Raw genomic sequence first — 14,008 nt, 5'->3', positions numbered from 1 at the left:
CCGCCAGCCACGCCTCCAGCGTCGCCGCGTAGTGGGTGCCGTGCTCGGCGTCGTGCCGCACCAGGTCGGCCACCGGGCCGCGGGTGGGCAGCCTGCCCGTCTCGGCCACCGCGGCCAGCCTGCGCAGCAGCACGCGCGACCAGGCCCGGTCGTAGACCACCGGCTCGGCCGCCGTCACCTCGCCCGTCGCGGGCTCGGCCACCGCCAGCGCCAGGCACTCGTCGGCCTCCGCGCGCGAAGCGGGCAGCTGCGCGGCGTCGGCCACCCCGCCGACACCCGCCACCACGGTGGCCTCCGCGGGCAGCTCGCGCTCCAGCGCGCGGACCCACTCCAGCGCCGCCGCCGCGTCCTCCCCGCACGGCAGCACGGTGTAGAGCACGTTGCCGAACAACGCGCTGCGCCCCGGCCGGGACCAGCCGAAGCCCGCGGTCGCGCGCTCGAACGCCAGCAGCGCCGCGCCGTGCTCGCTCTCGCCCGCGTGCGCCTGCACCGCGATCACCCGCAGGTCCGCGGCGGGCAGCCCGAGCCGGGCCAGGTCCGCGGGCAGCCCGGAGTCCAGCACGCCGATCACCAGGTCCGCCTCGGCCCGCCGCTCCAGGTCCGCGCTGGCCCGCGCGCGCAGCAGGTGCAGCGCGGCGGTCCGCGCCCCGTCCACCAGCGCCGCCCGGCGGGCCTGCCCGACCTCCTGCTCCACCTCCACCCACACCGACCCCAGCAGCTCCCGGCCCGCCCGCACCGCCGCCACCAGCCTGCCGCCCAGCTGCTCGGTCAGCTGCGGCACGAAGATCGGGTCGTCGGTGCGCGCCAGGTGGGCGAACACGCCGTGCGCCTCCAGCGCCGCGCGGGCCTCGTCGGGCACGCGGCGGCCCAGGATGGTCTGCACCCGCACCGGGTCGACGTCCTGCTGCCGGTAGGAGTAGGCCAGCACGCGGGAGCGCTGGTCCTCGATGGTCACCGGCCCGCCCACCACCGCGGCGATGGCGTCGGCCACCGCGAACAGGTCGCCCGAGCCCTCCCGCTGACCGCCCAGCACCAGCGCCTGCACCACCCCGGCCAGCTGCCCCCACGGCACCTCCGGGTCCACCAGCAGCACCGCCGCGCCCGACCGCTTCGCCGCCGCGCTCACCCGCTCGTCCAGCGGCGGCCTGCCGTGCAGCACCACGGCGGCGGCCCCGGTGGCCGCGACCAGCCGCGCCGCCGCGGCGGCCGACCCGACGCCCAGCCCCAGCAGCACCTCGTCGGGCGCGGCCCCGGTCCGCTCCACCGGGTCGTGCAGAGCCACGCCGCGCAGTGGCACGTCCCGCCCGCGCGGCGCGCAGCACAGGTGCGTGCCCAGGCTCGCGAGCACGTCCACCAGGCGGTCCAGGGGCACCACGGTCGGATCGTACGGTCCGCCGCCGGACACGGGTCGCAATTCACAACCCGGTCGGCTGTCCCAGCGCCCCCGGCGGTGGGACCATGGGGTTAACAGGAGGTGGTGTCGTGGGCAACCCGGACCACGCGGTGCTGATCACGGAAGCGGCGCCGTCTTTCGAGGAACAACACGCCGCGCGCAAGCGCAAGTACGCGATCATGATGGGTGCCCGCATCCCTTGCCTGGTCCTGGCCATGGTCTTCTACCAGACGTGGTGGCTGGCGCTGGGGTTCCTGCTGCTGTCGGTGCCGCTGCCGTGGATGGCGGTGCTGATCGCCAACGACCGGCCGCCGCGCAAGGCGGAGAAGGTCAGCAGGCACGAGCGGCGGCACCGCGCGCTGGAGGCGCGCGGCCACCAGGTGATCGAGGGCTGAACCCCCCCCGCCCAGCGCGTCGGCAAGTACTACCCGAGGCCGCCGCGAGGGCCGGTAACTACTACCCGACCCGCGCGATGGCGCGGGTCGGGGTGCGCGAACGGTGAATTCGTGGTGTCCGGAGGTTCGACTCGCGGGGGCGGGTCAGGAGCCTGAGGGCTGGGCGCCCACGGAGGAGATGGCGCGTGCCGCGGCGCGGACGCCGCCGAGCAGCGATTCCCGGCGGGAGGCGCCCGCCAGCCACGCGGCCAGCAGCCCGGCGTCGAAGGCGTCGCCCGCACCCGTCGAGTCCACGCACTCGGCGGGCTCGGCGGGGACCGAGACGACCCCGTCCCGGTCCACCCAGCTGGCGCCGTCCGCCCCCGAGGTCAGCGCGACCGCGCCGACCACGTCCAGCAGCGACTCGGCCGACGCCGCCGAGGCCGAGCCGGTCAGCGCCACCAGCTCCTCGGTGTTGGGCAGCAGCAGGTCCACGCCCGCGACGTCGTCGAGGAACCCGTCGTAGAGCAGCGCCGCCGCCTGCGGGTCCACCGACGTGGTCAGCCCGGCCGCGCGGGCCTGGCGCAGCACCGCCAGCCCGGCGGGGCGCGACGAGGCGTCCAGCAGCACGTAGCCGGACAGGTGCAGGTGCCGCGCCCCGGCCAGCAGCTCCGGGTTCAGGTCGCCGGGCGCGAAGCGGGCGTTGGCGCCGCGGTCGGGCAGCATGGTCCGCTGCCCGGTCTCGTCCACCAGCACCACCACGCAGCACGTCGCCGCATCGGTGTCCACGGCGAACGCGCACCGCACGCCCACGGCGGTCAGCTCCGCGTGCACCTGCCGCCCCGCCGAGTCCGCGCCGACCCGCGTCACCAGCACCGGCTCGACGCCGCAGGCGGCCAGCCACACGGCGGTGTTGGCGCCCGCGCCGCCCGGCTCGATGGTCACCGACGCGCGCGAGTCGCCGCCGTGCACGATGGGGCCGGAGTGCCGGGCCACCACGTCCAGCCCGGCGTCCCCGACCACCACGACCTGCGTCACGCGCGAGCCCCGGCCAGTTCGACGGCGACCCGCGCGGCCAGCGCGGCGTTGGACAGCACCAGCGCCTCGTTGGCGTCCAGGCTCACCCCGCCGCTGGCGGTGTGGAAGTGCTCCAGCAGCACCGGCGTGACCTCCTTGCCGTGCACACCGCGGGTGCGCAGCAGCTCCAGCCCCTCGGCCAGCAGCCGGTCGTGCAGGTCGGCGGCCATCTCGAACTCGCTGGGGATCGGGTTGGCCAGCAGCACGCCCGCGCCGCCGGGCACGTTCCGGTGCGCGGCGACCACGGCGGCGGCCTGGCGAGGGTCCTCCACCCGCCACGGCACCTCGAACTCCGACTCGCGCCGGTAGAACGCGGGGAAGCGGTCGGTGCGGTAGCCCAGCACCGGCACCGAGCGGGTCTCCAGCAGCTCCAGCGTGGCGCCCATGTCCAGGATCGACTTCACGCCCGAGCAGACCACCAGGATCGGCGTCTGGGCCAGCACGTCGAGGTCGGCGGAGACGTCCCAGGTCTCCCGCGCGCCGCGGTGCACGCCGCCCAGCCCGCCGGTGGCGAACACCCCGATCCCGGCCGCGTGCGCCAGCGCCGCGGTGCCCGCCACGGTGGTCGCCCCGTCGCGGCCCAGCGCGAACGCCGCGCCCAGGTCGCGCCGGGACAGCTTCTCCAGCTGGTTGGCCGGGTCGCAGACGTAGTCCAGCTCGGCCTCGGTCAGGCCGACCTTGGGCACGCCGCCGAGCACGGCGATCGTCGCGGGTACGGCGCCCGCCTCGCGCACCGCGTCCTCCACCCGCCGCGCGACCTCGCGGTTGCGCCCCGGCGGCAGGCCGTGGGACAGGATGGTGCTCTCCAGCGCGACCACCGGCCGGTTCCCGGCCAGGGCGTCGCGTACCTCTTCAGTGGTGCTCGGCGTACTCACGAGGGGCCATCATCCCAGGTAAGCTGGGCGCGTGAGCACGCAGACCCTCCCTGACGTAGAGACCCGGCCGGAAGGCACGGACCACACCGGGGACGACACCCCGAAGATGTTCCACTACGTGCGCAAGGCCAAGATCGCCGAGAGCGCGGTCATGGGCACGCACGTGGTGGCGCTGTGCGGCGAGGTCTTCCCGGTGACGCGGTCCCCCAAGCCCGGCTCGCCGGTGTGCCCGGAGTGCAAGAAGATCTACGACAACCTGCCCGCCGGCGGCGAGTAGACCTCCCACCCCGGTCCCGGCGCTCCCCGCGGGCGCCGGGATGCGCGTGCGGGCGCTAGCCGCCCGCCGAGGGCTGCTGCTGCGGGTCGGCCTCCCGCGGCGCCGGGTTCGCGGGCACGGCCTGCCCGTTGCGCTGCTCGGAGCGGATGCGCTCGGCCGCCCGCTCCAGCTCCAGCCGCCGCCACCGGCGGCGCTGCCGCCGGGTCATCCGCGCGGGCCACATGTCCTGGATGGCGCTGTTGAAGTACGCGCCGATGGTGATGGCCAGCCCGATGAAGAAGGTGAACAGCAGGAACGCGATGGGCGTGGCCAGCGCGCCGTAGGTGTAGCCGGTGGTGGTGATCCACCGGATGTAGAGCCGCAGCCCGATCGACGACAGCAGGAACACCGCCATCGCCAGCACCGCGCCGGGCACCAGCCGGTGCCACGGCAGCTTGCGCGGCAGCGACAGCTTGTACAGCGTGGCCAGGGCGAGCACCAGCAGCACGCCGATGCCGGGGTAGTAGAACCCGCTCAGCCACGACTCGATGGTCGGCTGCCAGCTGTCCGGGAAGACCTCGGGCAGCAGCTCGGGCCCCAGCGCCAGCACCGGCAGGCCGACGATCAGCAGCACCAGGCTGGCCATGTAGAGCAGCAGCGCGAAGATCCGCTGCCACACCTCGTTGCGCACGCCGTACTGCCCGTGCGCCACGGTGATCGCGTCGACGAACGACGACATGGCCGACGAGCCCGCCCACAGCGAGATCAGGAAGCCGACCGAGACGATCTCGCCCTTGCCGGTGGTCAGGATCTGGTCCACGGTCGGCGCGATCACCCCGTTGACCACGTCCTGGCTGAAGATCGTGCGGCAGGCGGAGATGATCTGGTCCTTGACCGCGCTGACCACCTCGGGGCCCAGCCAGTCGCCGATGTAGCCCATGCTGCCCAGCAGGCCCAGCAGCAGCGGCGGGAACGACAGGGTCTGCCAGAACGCGGCCTCGGCGGCCTCGGAGAAGATGTTGCCCTCCCAGGCCTTGGACAGCGTGCGCGCCAACAACCGCCACGGCCCCTTGCGGGGTGCGCCGCGTGCCGTCCGATCGGTTGCCGACCCCATCGCACCACCCAGCATGGTGCATCGTGAGCGATTTCGCGGCATCGGCGGCGGAGTGGCCCATCCGGAGCGGGTAGGCTGTGCGAGCCCTCGACGGTCGCCCGCAACGAGGGCATTCGCATGTCCGACGCCCGCGAGCTGCCCGAACGGCGAACGCAGAGAGGATCGCAGGTTGTCGCTCCCGCAAGGCGCACCCTCCAGGCCGCTGCGCGCGTGGCAGCGGCGCGCGTTGACCAAGTACCTGGCTTCCGGCCCCAAGGACTTCCTCGCGGTCGCCACGCCCGGCGCGGGCAAGACGACCTTCGGGCTGCGGGTGGCCGCCGAGCTGCTGGCCGACCGCACGGTCGAGGCGGTCACCGTGGTGACCCCGACCGAGCACCTCAAGCACCAGTGGGCCAAGGCCGCCGCCGAGGCGGGCATCGCGATCGACTCGAACTTCCGCAACACCAACGCGGTGACCTCGCGGGACTACCACGGCGTGGCGGTGACCTACGCCCAGGTGGCCGCGCACCCGACGCTGCACCGCGTGCGCACGGAGAACCGCAAGACGCTGGTGCTGCTGGACGAGGTGCACCACGGCGGCGACGCCAAGTCGTGGGGCGACGCGATCCGGGAGGCGTTCACGCCCGCGGTGCGCAGGCTGTGCCTGACCGGTACGCCGTTCCGCAGCGACGACTCGCCGATCCCGTTCATCACCTACGAGCCCGGCCCGGACGGGGCGCCGCGCAGCCGCGCGGACCACGCCTACGGCTACGCCGACGCGCTGCGCGACGGAGTGGTCCGGCCGGTGATCTTCCTGGCGTACTCGGGTGAGGCGAGCTGGCGGACCAGCGCGGGGGAGGAGTTCACCGCGCGGCTGGGGGAGCCGCTGACCCAGGAGCAGACCGCGCGGGCGTGGCGCACCGCGCTGGACCCGACCGGCGAGTGGATCCCGTCCGTGCTCAAGGCGGCCGACCTGCGGTTGAGCCAGCTGCGCGCGAACGGCATCCCGGACGCGGGCGGCCTGGTGATCGCCACCGACCAGACCACCGCCAAGGCGTACGCGGAGATCCTCAAGCGCACCACCGGCCACGACGCCACGCTGGTGCTCTCCGACGACCCGAAGGCATCCGGCCGCATCGCGGAGTTCTCCGCCTCGAACGAGCGCTGGCTGATCGCCGTGCGCATGGTGTCCGAGGGCGTGGACGTGCCGCGGCTGGCCGTGGGCGTGTACGCCACCAGCGCCTCCACGCCGCTGTTCTTCGCCCAGGCCATCGGCCGGTTCGTGCGGGCGCGGGCCAAGGGCGAGACGGCCAGCGTGTTCCTGCCCAGCGTGCCGGTGCTGCTGGGGCTGGCCAGCGAGCTGGAGCAGCAGCGCGACCACGTCATCGGCAAGCCGCACCGGGAGAAGGACGGCTGGGACGACGAGCTGCTGGCGCAGGCCAACCAGGTCCAGGACGAGCCGGGCGAGGAGGAGCGGGCGTTCACCGCGCTGGGCGCCTCGGCCGAGCTGGACCAGGTGATCTACGACGGGTCGTCGTTCGGCACCGCGGCGTTCGCGGGCAGCGAGGAGGAGCAGGAGTACCTGGGCCTGCCCGGTCTGCTGGAGCCCGACCAGGTGCGCGAGCTGCTGCGGCAGCGCCAGGAGAAGCAGCTGGTGGAGGCCAGCAAGCGGCAGGCCGCGGCGCCCGCGCCCGCCGCCCCGCCGCCGCCCGCGCGGCCCGCGAGCGTGCAGGAGCGGCTGGCCGCGCTGCGCAAGGAGCTCAACACCCTGGTGGCCATGCACCACCACCGCACCAAGAAGCCGCACGGCAAGATCCACAACCAGCTGCGGGAGTACTGCGGCGGTCCGCCGACGGCGATGGCGAGCATCGAGCAGCTCGAAGAGCGGATCGCCACCCTGCGCTCTTGGTGACGCAGCGTGCTCGACTACGCCGATCGGCGTAGATGTATTAATGCGGAGTTACCTCGTCGTTAGCGCATCGTGCTGCCTTTATCGGTCAAGTGTGCTTCCGGTCACCGCATGTGCGGGCATACGTTGTGCGCCACAACATTCTCTGCCCACCAGCAGACACAGCGCAGTGAAAGGGATGGCGGATGCGCAGCAAGAGCCTTGCTCTCATCGCCGTGAGCACCGGCTTGGCCGTGGCCATGACGGCGTGTGGCGCCAACACGTCCTCGGGTGGCAGCAGCACCTCGGACACCAACACGAACAGCGGCTCGAACGGCGGGGAGAAGGTCGGCGTCATCCTGCCCGAGACCAAGTCCTCGGCCCGCTGGGAGGGCTTCGACAAGCCCCTGCTGGAGAAGGCGCTCAAGGCCGAGGGCCTGGACCCCGACATCCAGAACGCCCAGGGCGACGTGCAGAAGTTCTCCACGCTGGCCGACGGCATGATCAACGCGGGCGTCAAGGTCCTGATCATCGCCACGCCCAACAGCGAGGTCGGCGCCACGGTGGCCAAGAAGGCCCAGGCCCAGGGCATCAAGGTCATCGACTACGACCGCCTGAACCTGGGCGGCACCTCGGACTACTACGTCTCGTTCGACAACACCAAGGTCGGCGAGCTGCAGGGCCAGGGCCTGGTCGACGGCCTGGGCAAGCTGGCCGCGGGCAAGAAGCCCGCCGAGGTCATCGAGATCGAGGGCGCGCCGACGGACAACAACGCCACCCTGTTCTACAACGGCCAGCAGAACGTCCTCAAGCCCAAGTACGACTCGGGCGACCTGAAGCTGGTGCAGTCCCAGCCCATCGAGGAGTGGGACAACCAGAAGGGCGGCCAGACCTTCGAGCAGATCTTCACCGGCAACGGCCAGAAGGTCGACGGCGTCGTCGCCGCCAACGACGGCCTCGCGGGCGCGGTGATCACCGTCCTGAAGAAGTACAACCTCAACGGCAAGGTGCCGGTGACCGGTCAGGACGCCACCCCGGAGGGCCTGCAGGCCATCCTGCGCGGCGACCAGTACATGACCGTGTTCAAGCCCATCGACGAGGAGGCCAACGCCGCCGCCAAGCTGGCCGCCGCGCTGGTCAAGGGCGACACCGCCGCCGCCGACGCGCTGGCCAACGGCGTGGAGAAGGACCCGAAGGGCAACCGCGAGGTCAAGTCCGTGCTGCTGACCGCGCAGCTGATCACCAAGGACAACGTCAAGGTGGTCGTGGACGAGGGCTTCGTCAAGGCGTCCGAGGTCTGCGTCGCCGACCTGGCCGCCACCTGCGGCGAACTCGGCATCAAGTAGTCACCGCTCGCCGCGGCGGGGTGCGCTGGCCGCACCCCGCCTTCGGCGTGCCACCCACGGAGGGAATGCAGTGAGCGAGCCGATTCTCGAACTGCGCGGCGTCAACAAGAGCTTCGGACCTGTGCACGTGCTGCACGACATCGACTTCACCGTCCGCGCGGGCGAGGTGACGGCCCTGGTCGGCGACAACGGCGCGGGCAAGTCGACGCTGGTCAAGAGCATCGCGGGCATCCACCCGATCGACTCCGGCGAGGTCGTCTTCGACGGCAAGCCGGTCACCATCAACGGCCCCCGCGACGCGGCCGCCCTGGGCATCGAGGTCGTCTACCAGGACCTCGCGCTGTGCGACAACCTCGACATCGTCCAGAACATGTTCCTGGGCCGCGAGCGCGGCAAGGCGGGGATGCTGGACGAGACCGACATGGAGCAGGCCGCGCGCAAGACGCTGACCTCGCTGTCGGTGCGCACGGTCAAGTCGGTGCGCACCCAGGTGTCCTCGTTGTCCGGCGGTCAGCGGCAGACCGTGGCCATCGCCAAGGCCGTGCTGTGGAACAGCAAGGTCGTGCTGCTGGACGAGCCGACCGCCGCGCTGGGCGTGGCGCAGACCCGCCAGGTGCTCGACCTGGTCCGCAGGCTCGCCGAGCAGGGCCTGGGCGTGGTGCTGATCAGCCACAACATGAACGACGTGTTCGAGGTCGCCGACCGCATCGCCTGCCTGTACCTGGGCCGCATGGCCGCCGAGGTGCCCACCAAGGACGTCACCCACGGCCAGGTGGTCGAGCTGATCACCGCGGGCCGCTCCGGCGAGCTGGGCATCGCCCGACCCGAATCCGCCACCATCTGACGCCGCGCCAGCGAGCCAGAACCGAGGACTCCCGCATGACCAACACCACCAGCGAGAAGGCCTCCCCCGAGGGCGCGGCCATCTCCGACTTCGGCATCGACACCACCTCCAAGTCCACCGGCGAGGCGTTGCGCGACTACGTGGCCCGGCTGCGCGGCGGCGAACTGGGTTCCCTGCCCGCCCTGCTCGGCCTCGTGGTGCTGCTGATCGTCTTCAGCTCCCTGTCGGACTCCTTCCTGACCCTGGGCAACATCGCCAACCTGCTGGCCCAGGGCGCGGGCACCACCATCATCGCGATGGGCCTGGTGTTCGTGCTGCTGCTCGGCGAGATCGACCTGTCCGCGGGCACCGCGTCCGGCGTCGCCGCGTCGGTCATGGCGCTGCACCTGGTCAAGGGCGGCAACCTGCTCGGCGGCATGGGCGACACCGTCTTCTACGTCTTCTGCGGCCTGCTGGTGCTGGCCGTGGTGCTCGCCGCGCTGATGCGGATCTGGGCGGGTGCCGCGCTGGCCGCGGTCGCGCTGGTCATCGCCGCGGTCGGCGTGCCCGCGAACCCGTGGGTGGAGATGCTGCTGGCGATCTGCGTCGGCGCCGCCATCGGCTGCATCACCGGCTTCCTGGTCGCCAAGGTCGGCATCCCGTCGTTCGTGGTGACCCTGGCGCTGTTCCTGGCCTGGGGCGGCGTGATCCTCCAGCTGATCGGCCAGGGCGGCACCCTGGGCCTCAACGACGACGTGCTGTTCAAGGTCGCCAACGGCAACCTGAGCACCGCGGGCAGCTGGCTCCTGTTCGTCATCGCCGCGGGTGGCTACGCGGCGGTCGTGCTGACCAGGCACTTCTCCCGGCTGCGCAAGGGCCTGGTCGCCCAGCCCACGCCCATGGTGCTGACCAGGGTCGGCGCCGTCCTCGTGCTCGGCGCCGCCGCCACCTACGCGCTGACCCTCAACCGCTCGGTGAGCAACGTGGTCGTCATCACCGGCGTCCCGTACGTCGTGCCGCTCGTGCTGTTCCTGCTGGTGGTGGGCACCTTCGTGCTCGACCGCACCCGCTACGGCAGGCACGTCTACGCCGTGGGCGGCAACAAGGAAGCCGCCCGTCGCGCGGGCATCAACGTCCCGCAGATCCGGATGAGCGTGTTCGTGATCGCCTCCACGGCGGCGGCCATCGGTGCGATCGTGTACTCGTCCAAGGTCGGCTCGGTCGACCCGAACGCCGGTGGCGGCAACACGCTGCTGATGGCGGTCGGCGCGGCGGTCATCGGCGGCACGTCGCTGTTCGGCGGCAAGGGCCGCCTGCGCGACGCGGTCATCGGCGGCGCGGTGCTGGCCACCATCACCAACGGCATGGGCCTGCTCAAGCAGCCCGCCGCGGTCGTCTACATCGTGACCGGCCTGGTGCTGCTGCTGGCCGCCAGCATCGACGCGCTCTCCCGTCGCCGAGCGGCGGCGTCCACGCGCTGACGTGGCGACACCAACAGCGGGAGCCCGACCGGACGAGGTCCGCAGGCACAACCGCACCGCGCTGCTGCGCAGGCTGCACGTGGACGGGCCGTCCACCAGGGCGTCGCTGGCGGCTGAGCTGGGGCTCAACCGCAGCACGATCAAGGCGCTGGTGGACGGCCTGGCCGAGTCCGGTGTGGTGGCCGAGCGCCTGCCCGCGCAGCGCACCGGCGCGGGCAGGCCCTCCCTGCTGGTGCTCCCGCAGCCGCAGGCCGCCGTCGTCATGGCCATCGACGTCCGCGTCGAGCAGGTGGCCATGGCGATGGTCGGCCTGGGCGGGGACATCCTGGGCAGGCACAGCTGGAACCTGCACCGCCGCACCCGCGAGCCCGGTGAGGTGATCACCCACATCGCCGACTCGGCGAAGCTGCTGGCCGACGAGCTGGACGTGACGGCGGTCGGCGTCGGGGTGTCGGTGCCCGGCGTGGTCCGCCGCGCCGACGGCATGGTGCACGAGGCGCCCAACCTGCACTGGACCGACGTGGCGCTGGGCGCCCGGCTGACCGCCGTGCTCCAGGCGCCCGTGCACGTCGGCAACGACGCGGAGCTCGGCGCGCTGGCCGAGCACCTGCGCGGGGCCGCCCGCGGCTCCTCCGACGTGGTCTACATCTCCGCCGACGTGGGCATCGGCGGCGGGGTCATCTCCAGCGGGACGCCGCTGCGCGGCGCGGGCGGTTACGTGGGCGAACTGGGGCACATGGTGGTGCGGCCCGGCGGGCGGCACTGCTACTGCGGCTGCCAGGGGTGCTGGGAGACCGAGATCGGGGAGGCCGCCCTGTGCCGGGCGCTGGCCCTGCCCGAGGACGCCCCGCGCGGGGCGGTGGTGGCCGAGCTGCGCTCGCTGGCCGCGGACCCGTCGTCGGTGAGCCACCGGCTGGGCGAGTTCACCGAGTGGCTGGCGCTGGGCCTGGTCACCGTGGTCAACATGCTGGGCCCCGAGCTGGTCGTGCTGGGCGACCTGTTCACCGCCCTGCCGCAGGTGGTGGTGGACCGGGTGCGGGCCACCGTGCAGCAGCGCAGCCTGGTCTCCAGGGCGGTGGGCGGCACCCGCATCGTCAGCTCGCCGCTGGGGCGCGACGCCAAGCTCATCGGCGCCGCCGAACTGGCCTTCGAGCCCGTGCTCGGCCTGGTCTGACCGCCGCCGAAAAGCAGGGGGACGGGAACCCGTGAGGGTTCCCGTCCCGGACGGCTAGGGTGCTTGCGGGCGGCACGGCCCGCGATGATCAGCCCTGCTGCAGTTCGGCAGCGAGCTCGCGCAGCTTCGTGCTGTGCTCGCGGGCGTGGTGCCCGCAGAACAGCAGCTCGCCCCCGGAGGGCAGTACGGCGCGAACCTGGGCAGCAGCCCCGCAGCGGTCGCAGCGGTCGGCAGCGGTCAACGCGGGGCGGGTGAGCGTCGTGGTCATGGAAATCTCCCTCCGTCCCGGCACCGGGGATCGGTGCCCTACTCAAGCTGCGACCACCCCACACCTGGCTGGCACGTCGTGTTCGCTGGCTCCACTCTTGCAGACGCACGGGCGTAAGTCAGTGTTCCCTGGGCCGTGGCGACCCGCGTCACTCAGCATTTACCCCCCGCTCCGGCCGTTCGAACCTGCCGACTCCACCGGTTCGCCACGCGCGCAATCACTTTCCGCTGTCGTGGCAACGGTTTCAGACCAGCGAGAACAGCGGCTGAGGCGCCCTCGCTGCTCCGTCCGGTGGAAGTTGCGGGGCCGCTAGTGTGATCGCCGACACAGGCGTCAGCCCAGAGCGAACAGCCCGCCGAATTCCACCATGCGGACACGCGAAGAGCGCCGGCACCCGAGTGGGCGCCGGCGCTCTTCGCGCGTTCGCGACTAGTCCAGGTAGTCCCGCAGGACCTGGGACCGCGACGGGTGGCGCAGCTTCGACATCGTCTTCGACTCGATCTGCCGGATGCGCTCGCGCGTCACCCCGTAGACCTGGCCGATCTCGTCCAGCGTGCGCGGCTGGCCGTCGGTGAGGCCGAACCGCAGCCGCACCACGCCCGCCTCGCGCTCGGACAGCGTGGCCAGGACCGACTGGAGCTGGTCCTGCAGCAGCGTGAACGACACCGCGTCCACGGCCACCACGGCCTCGGAGTCCTCGATGAAGTCGCCGAGCTGGCTGTCGCCCTCGTCGCCGATGGTCTGGTCCAGCGAGATGGGCTCCCTGGCGTACTGCTGGATCTCCAGCACCTTCTCCGGGGTGATGTCCATCTCCTTGGCCAGCTCCTCCGGGGTGGGCTCGCGGCCCAGGTCCTGGAGCAGCTCGCGCTGGATGCGGCCGAGCTTGTTGATGACCTCCACCATGTGCACCGGGATGCGGATGGTGCGGGCCTGGTCGGCCATCGCGCGGGTGATCGCCTGGCGGATCCACCACGTCGCGTAGGTCGAGAACTTGTAGCCCTTGGTGTAGTCGAACTTCTCGACCGCGCGGATCAGACCGAGGTTGCCCTCCTGGATCAGGTCCAGGAACGCCATGCCGCGGCCGGTGTAGCGCTTGGCCAGCGACACCACCAGGCGGAGGTTGGCCTCCAGCAGGTGGTTCTTGGCCCGCTCGCCGTCGCGCACGATCCAGCGCAGGTCGCGGCGCAGCTGCGGGGTGAGCTTCTCGTTCTCGTCCTCGGCGCGGCGCACCCGCTCGGCGGCGTAGAGGCCCGCCTCGATCCGCTTGGCGAGTTCGACCTCCTCCTCCGCGTTGAGCAGGGCGACCTTGCCGATCTGCTTGAGGTAGGCGCGCACCGAGTCCGCCGAGGCGGTGAGCTCGGCGTCCTTGCGGGCCTGCCGCAGGGCCTCGGACTCCTCCTCGTCCCAGACGAAGTCACCTTCGCCGGGCTTGGCGTCCTCGGCTTCCTCCGGCTCCTCCTCGACCGGCTCGTCGATCAGTTCGACGTCGTCGACCAGGTCCTCGTCACCGGGGGCGCCTTCCAGGTCCTCGGGCTCGTCGCCCTCGGTGGCCTTCTTCGCCTTGGCGGGGGCGGCGGCCTTGGCGCCCTGCTTGCGGGGTGCCCGAGCGGTCTTGCCCGCCGCGGCGGTCTTCGCTGCCGGCTTCTTGGCCGGAGCCTTCCTCGCCGAGGTGGCCTTGGGCGTCTCCTCGGCGTCAGCCTTAGCTGCCTGAGTCGTCTTCGCGGCTGCCACGTACGCCCTTTCGCGACTGTCGATCAAGGCAAACCGAAGCGCGCGATCCTCGGTCGCCGGAGTACGGGGGAGAGCCCGCCGGCCTTGGCGTCAGCGGGGCACCGTTCCATTGTAACGACGAGAACCGGGTGCGGTTGCGCCCCGTTGACATCCGGGGCGCAACCGCGGACTTTTCCGCAGCTGGGAGGGCCGGGAAGTCAGTGCCGGAGGCCCTGCGCGGCGGCCACGG

Annotated in this window: 13 protein-coding genes; 7 read left to right on the top strand and 6 right to left on the bottom strand. The window is 72.4% G+C overall.

Annotated features, from left to right (window positions below):
- Positions 1 to 1,375, bottom strand: a 1,375-nt coding sequence (locus IEZ00_RS04705) for a CdaR family protein (protein ID WP_229795089.1), incomplete at its 3' end; no start/stop codon positions are given.
- Between the two features lie 83 nt (positions 1,376 to 1,458).
- On the opposite strand from IEZ00_RS04705, the gene IEZ00_RS04700 reads away from it, so the two are divergent.
- A complete protein-coding gene (locus IEZ00_RS04700) occupies positions 1,459 to 1,788 on the top strand; it encodes a DUF3099 domain-containing protein (protein ID WP_189221823.1) in 330 nt (109 codons plus the stop codon).
- 144 nt (positions 1,789 to 1,932) lie between these two features.
- On the opposite strand, the gene IEZ00_RS04695 is transcribed toward IEZ00_RS04700, so the two are convergent.
- Together IEZ00_RS04695 and IEZ00_RS04690 are read right to left on the bottom strand one after the other, a co-directional pair.
- Positions 1,933 to 2,805: a carbohydrate kinase family protein gene (locus IEZ00_RS04695; RefSeq protein WP_189221822.1), complete on the bottom strand. Its 873-nt coding sequence runs from the start codon at positions 2,803 to 2,805 to the stop codon at positions 1,933 to 1,935.
- Positions 2,802 to 3,719: a pseudouridine-5'-phosphate glycosidase gene (locus tag IEZ00_RS04690; RefSeq protein WP_189221821.1), complete on the bottom strand. Its 918-nt coding sequence runs from the start codon at positions 3,717 to 3,719 to the stop codon at positions 2,802 to 2,804. The genes IEZ00_RS04695 and IEZ00_RS04690 overlap by 4 nt, the downstream gene beginning before the upstream one ends.
- A 31-nt stretch (positions 3,720 to 3,750) precedes the next feature.
- Here IEZ00_RS04690 and IEZ00_RS04685 point away from each other — a divergent pair, with 31 nt between their 5' ends.
- Positions 3,751 to 3,996 carry a DUF3039 domain-containing protein gene (locus IEZ00_RS04685; RefSeq protein WP_189221820.1) on the top strand — a complete coding sequence of 82 codons (246 nt, stop codon included), beginning with the start codon at positions 3,751 to 3,753 and terminating at the stop codon, positions 3,994 to 3,996.
- A 55-nt stretch (positions 3,997 to 4,051) separates the two neighbouring features.
- Here IEZ00_RS04685 and IEZ00_RS04680 read toward each other — a convergent pair whose 3' ends face one another.
- On the bottom strand, positions 4,052 to 5,104 hold the full coding sequence (locus IEZ00_RS04680) for a YihY/virulence factor BrkB family protein (RefSeq protein WP_189221819.1): 1,053 nt from the start codon (positions 5,102 to 5,104) through the stop codon (positions 4,052 to 4,054).
- Between the two features lie 154 nt (positions 5,105 to 5,258).
- On the opposite strand from IEZ00_RS04680, the gene IEZ00_RS04675 reads away from it, so the two are divergent.
- The 5 genes from IEZ00_RS04675 (at position 5,259) to IEZ00_RS04655 (ending at position 11,780) form a co-directional block, all read left to right on the top strand.
- Positions 5,259 to 6,980 carry a DEAD/DEAH box helicase gene (locus IEZ00_RS04675; RefSeq protein ID WP_189221818.1) on the top strand — a complete coding sequence of 574 codons (1,722 nt, stop codon included), beginning with the start codon at positions 5,259 to 5,261 and terminating at the stop codon, positions 6,978 to 6,980.
- Between the two features lie 182 nt (positions 6,981 to 7,162).
- Positions 7,163 to 8,302 carry a sugar ABC transporter substrate-binding protein gene (locus IEZ00_RS04670; protein ID WP_189221817.1) on the top strand — a complete coding sequence of 380 codons (1,140 nt, stop codon included), beginning with the start codon at positions 7,163 to 7,165 and terminating at the stop codon, positions 8,300 to 8,302.
- A gap of 70 nt (positions 8,303 to 8,372) precedes the next feature.
- The gene (locus IEZ00_RS04665) at positions 8,373 to 9,146 is read left to right on the top strand and encodes an ATP-binding cassette domain-containing protein (protein WP_189221816.1); all 774 of its coding nucleotides are present in this window, start codon (positions 8,373 to 8,375) and stop codon (positions 9,144 to 9,146) included.
- Positions 9,147 to 9,181: 35 nt separating this feature from the next.
- Complete coding sequence (locus IEZ00_RS04660) at positions 9,182 to 10,606, top strand: sugar ABC transporter permease (protein WP_189221815.1); 1,425 nt, start codon at positions 9,182 to 9,184, stop codon at positions 10,604 to 10,606.
- 1 nt (position 10,607) lies between these two features.
- Positions 10,608 to 11,780: an ROK family transcriptional regulator gene (locus IEZ00_RS04655; RefSeq protein WP_189221814.1), complete on the top strand. Its 1,173-nt coding sequence runs from the start codon at positions 10,608 to 10,610 to the stop codon at positions 11,778 to 11,780.
- Positions 11,781 to 11,868: 88 nt separating this feature from the next.
- Here the strand turns inward: IEZ00_RS04655 and IEZ00_RS04650 are convergent, their stop codons facing one another.
- Positions 11,869 to 12,048, bottom strand: coding sequence for a DUF7455 domain-containing protein (locus IEZ00_RS04650; RefSeq protein ID WP_015800348.1), 180 nt, complete (start codon positions 12,046 to 12,048; stop codon positions 11,869 to 11,871).
- A 429-nt stretch (positions 12,049 to 12,477) separates the two neighbouring features.
- The gene (locus IEZ00_RS04645; RefSeq protein WP_189221813.1) at positions 12,478 to 13,779 is read right to left on the bottom strand and encodes an RNA polymerase sigma factor; all 1,302 of its coding nucleotides are present in this window, start codon (positions 13,777 to 13,779) and stop codon (positions 12,478 to 12,480) included.
- Positions 13,780 to 14,008 lie beyond the last annotated feature (229 nt).

This window comes from Saccharothrix coeruleofusca, from assembly GCF_014648515.1.
Classification (GTDB): domain Bacteria; phylum Actinomycetota; class Actinomycetes; order Mycobacteriales; family Pseudonocardiaceae; genus Actinosynnema; species Actinosynnema coeruleofuscum.
The sequence above is the reverse complement of the archived record's forward strand: the minus strand, read 5'-3'. Positions and strand labels throughout refer to the sequence as shown.

Bases quoted from the DNA above. Each gene is read 5' to 3' on its own strand.
- IEZ00_RS04700 (WP_189221823.1), top strand. From the start codon at position 1,459: ATGGGGTTAACAGGAGGTGGTGTCGTGGGCAACCCGGACCACGCGGTG.
- IEZ00_RS04680 (WP_189221819.1), bottom strand. From the start codon at position 5,104: ATGCTGGGTGGTGCGATGGGGTCGGCAACCGATCGGACGGCACGCGGC.
- IEZ00_RS04670 (WP_189221817.1), top strand. From the start codon at position 7,163: ATGCGCAGCAAGAGCCTTGCTCTCATCGCCGTGAGCACCGGCTTGGCC.
- IEZ00_RS04660 (WP_189221815.1), top strand. From the start codon at position 9,182: ATGACCAACACCACCAGCGAGAAGGCCTCCCCCGAGGGCGCGGCCATC.
- IEZ00_RS04650 (WP_015800348.1), bottom strand. From the start codon at position 12,048: ATGACCACGACGCTCACCCGCCCCGCGTTGACCGCTGCCGACCGCTGC.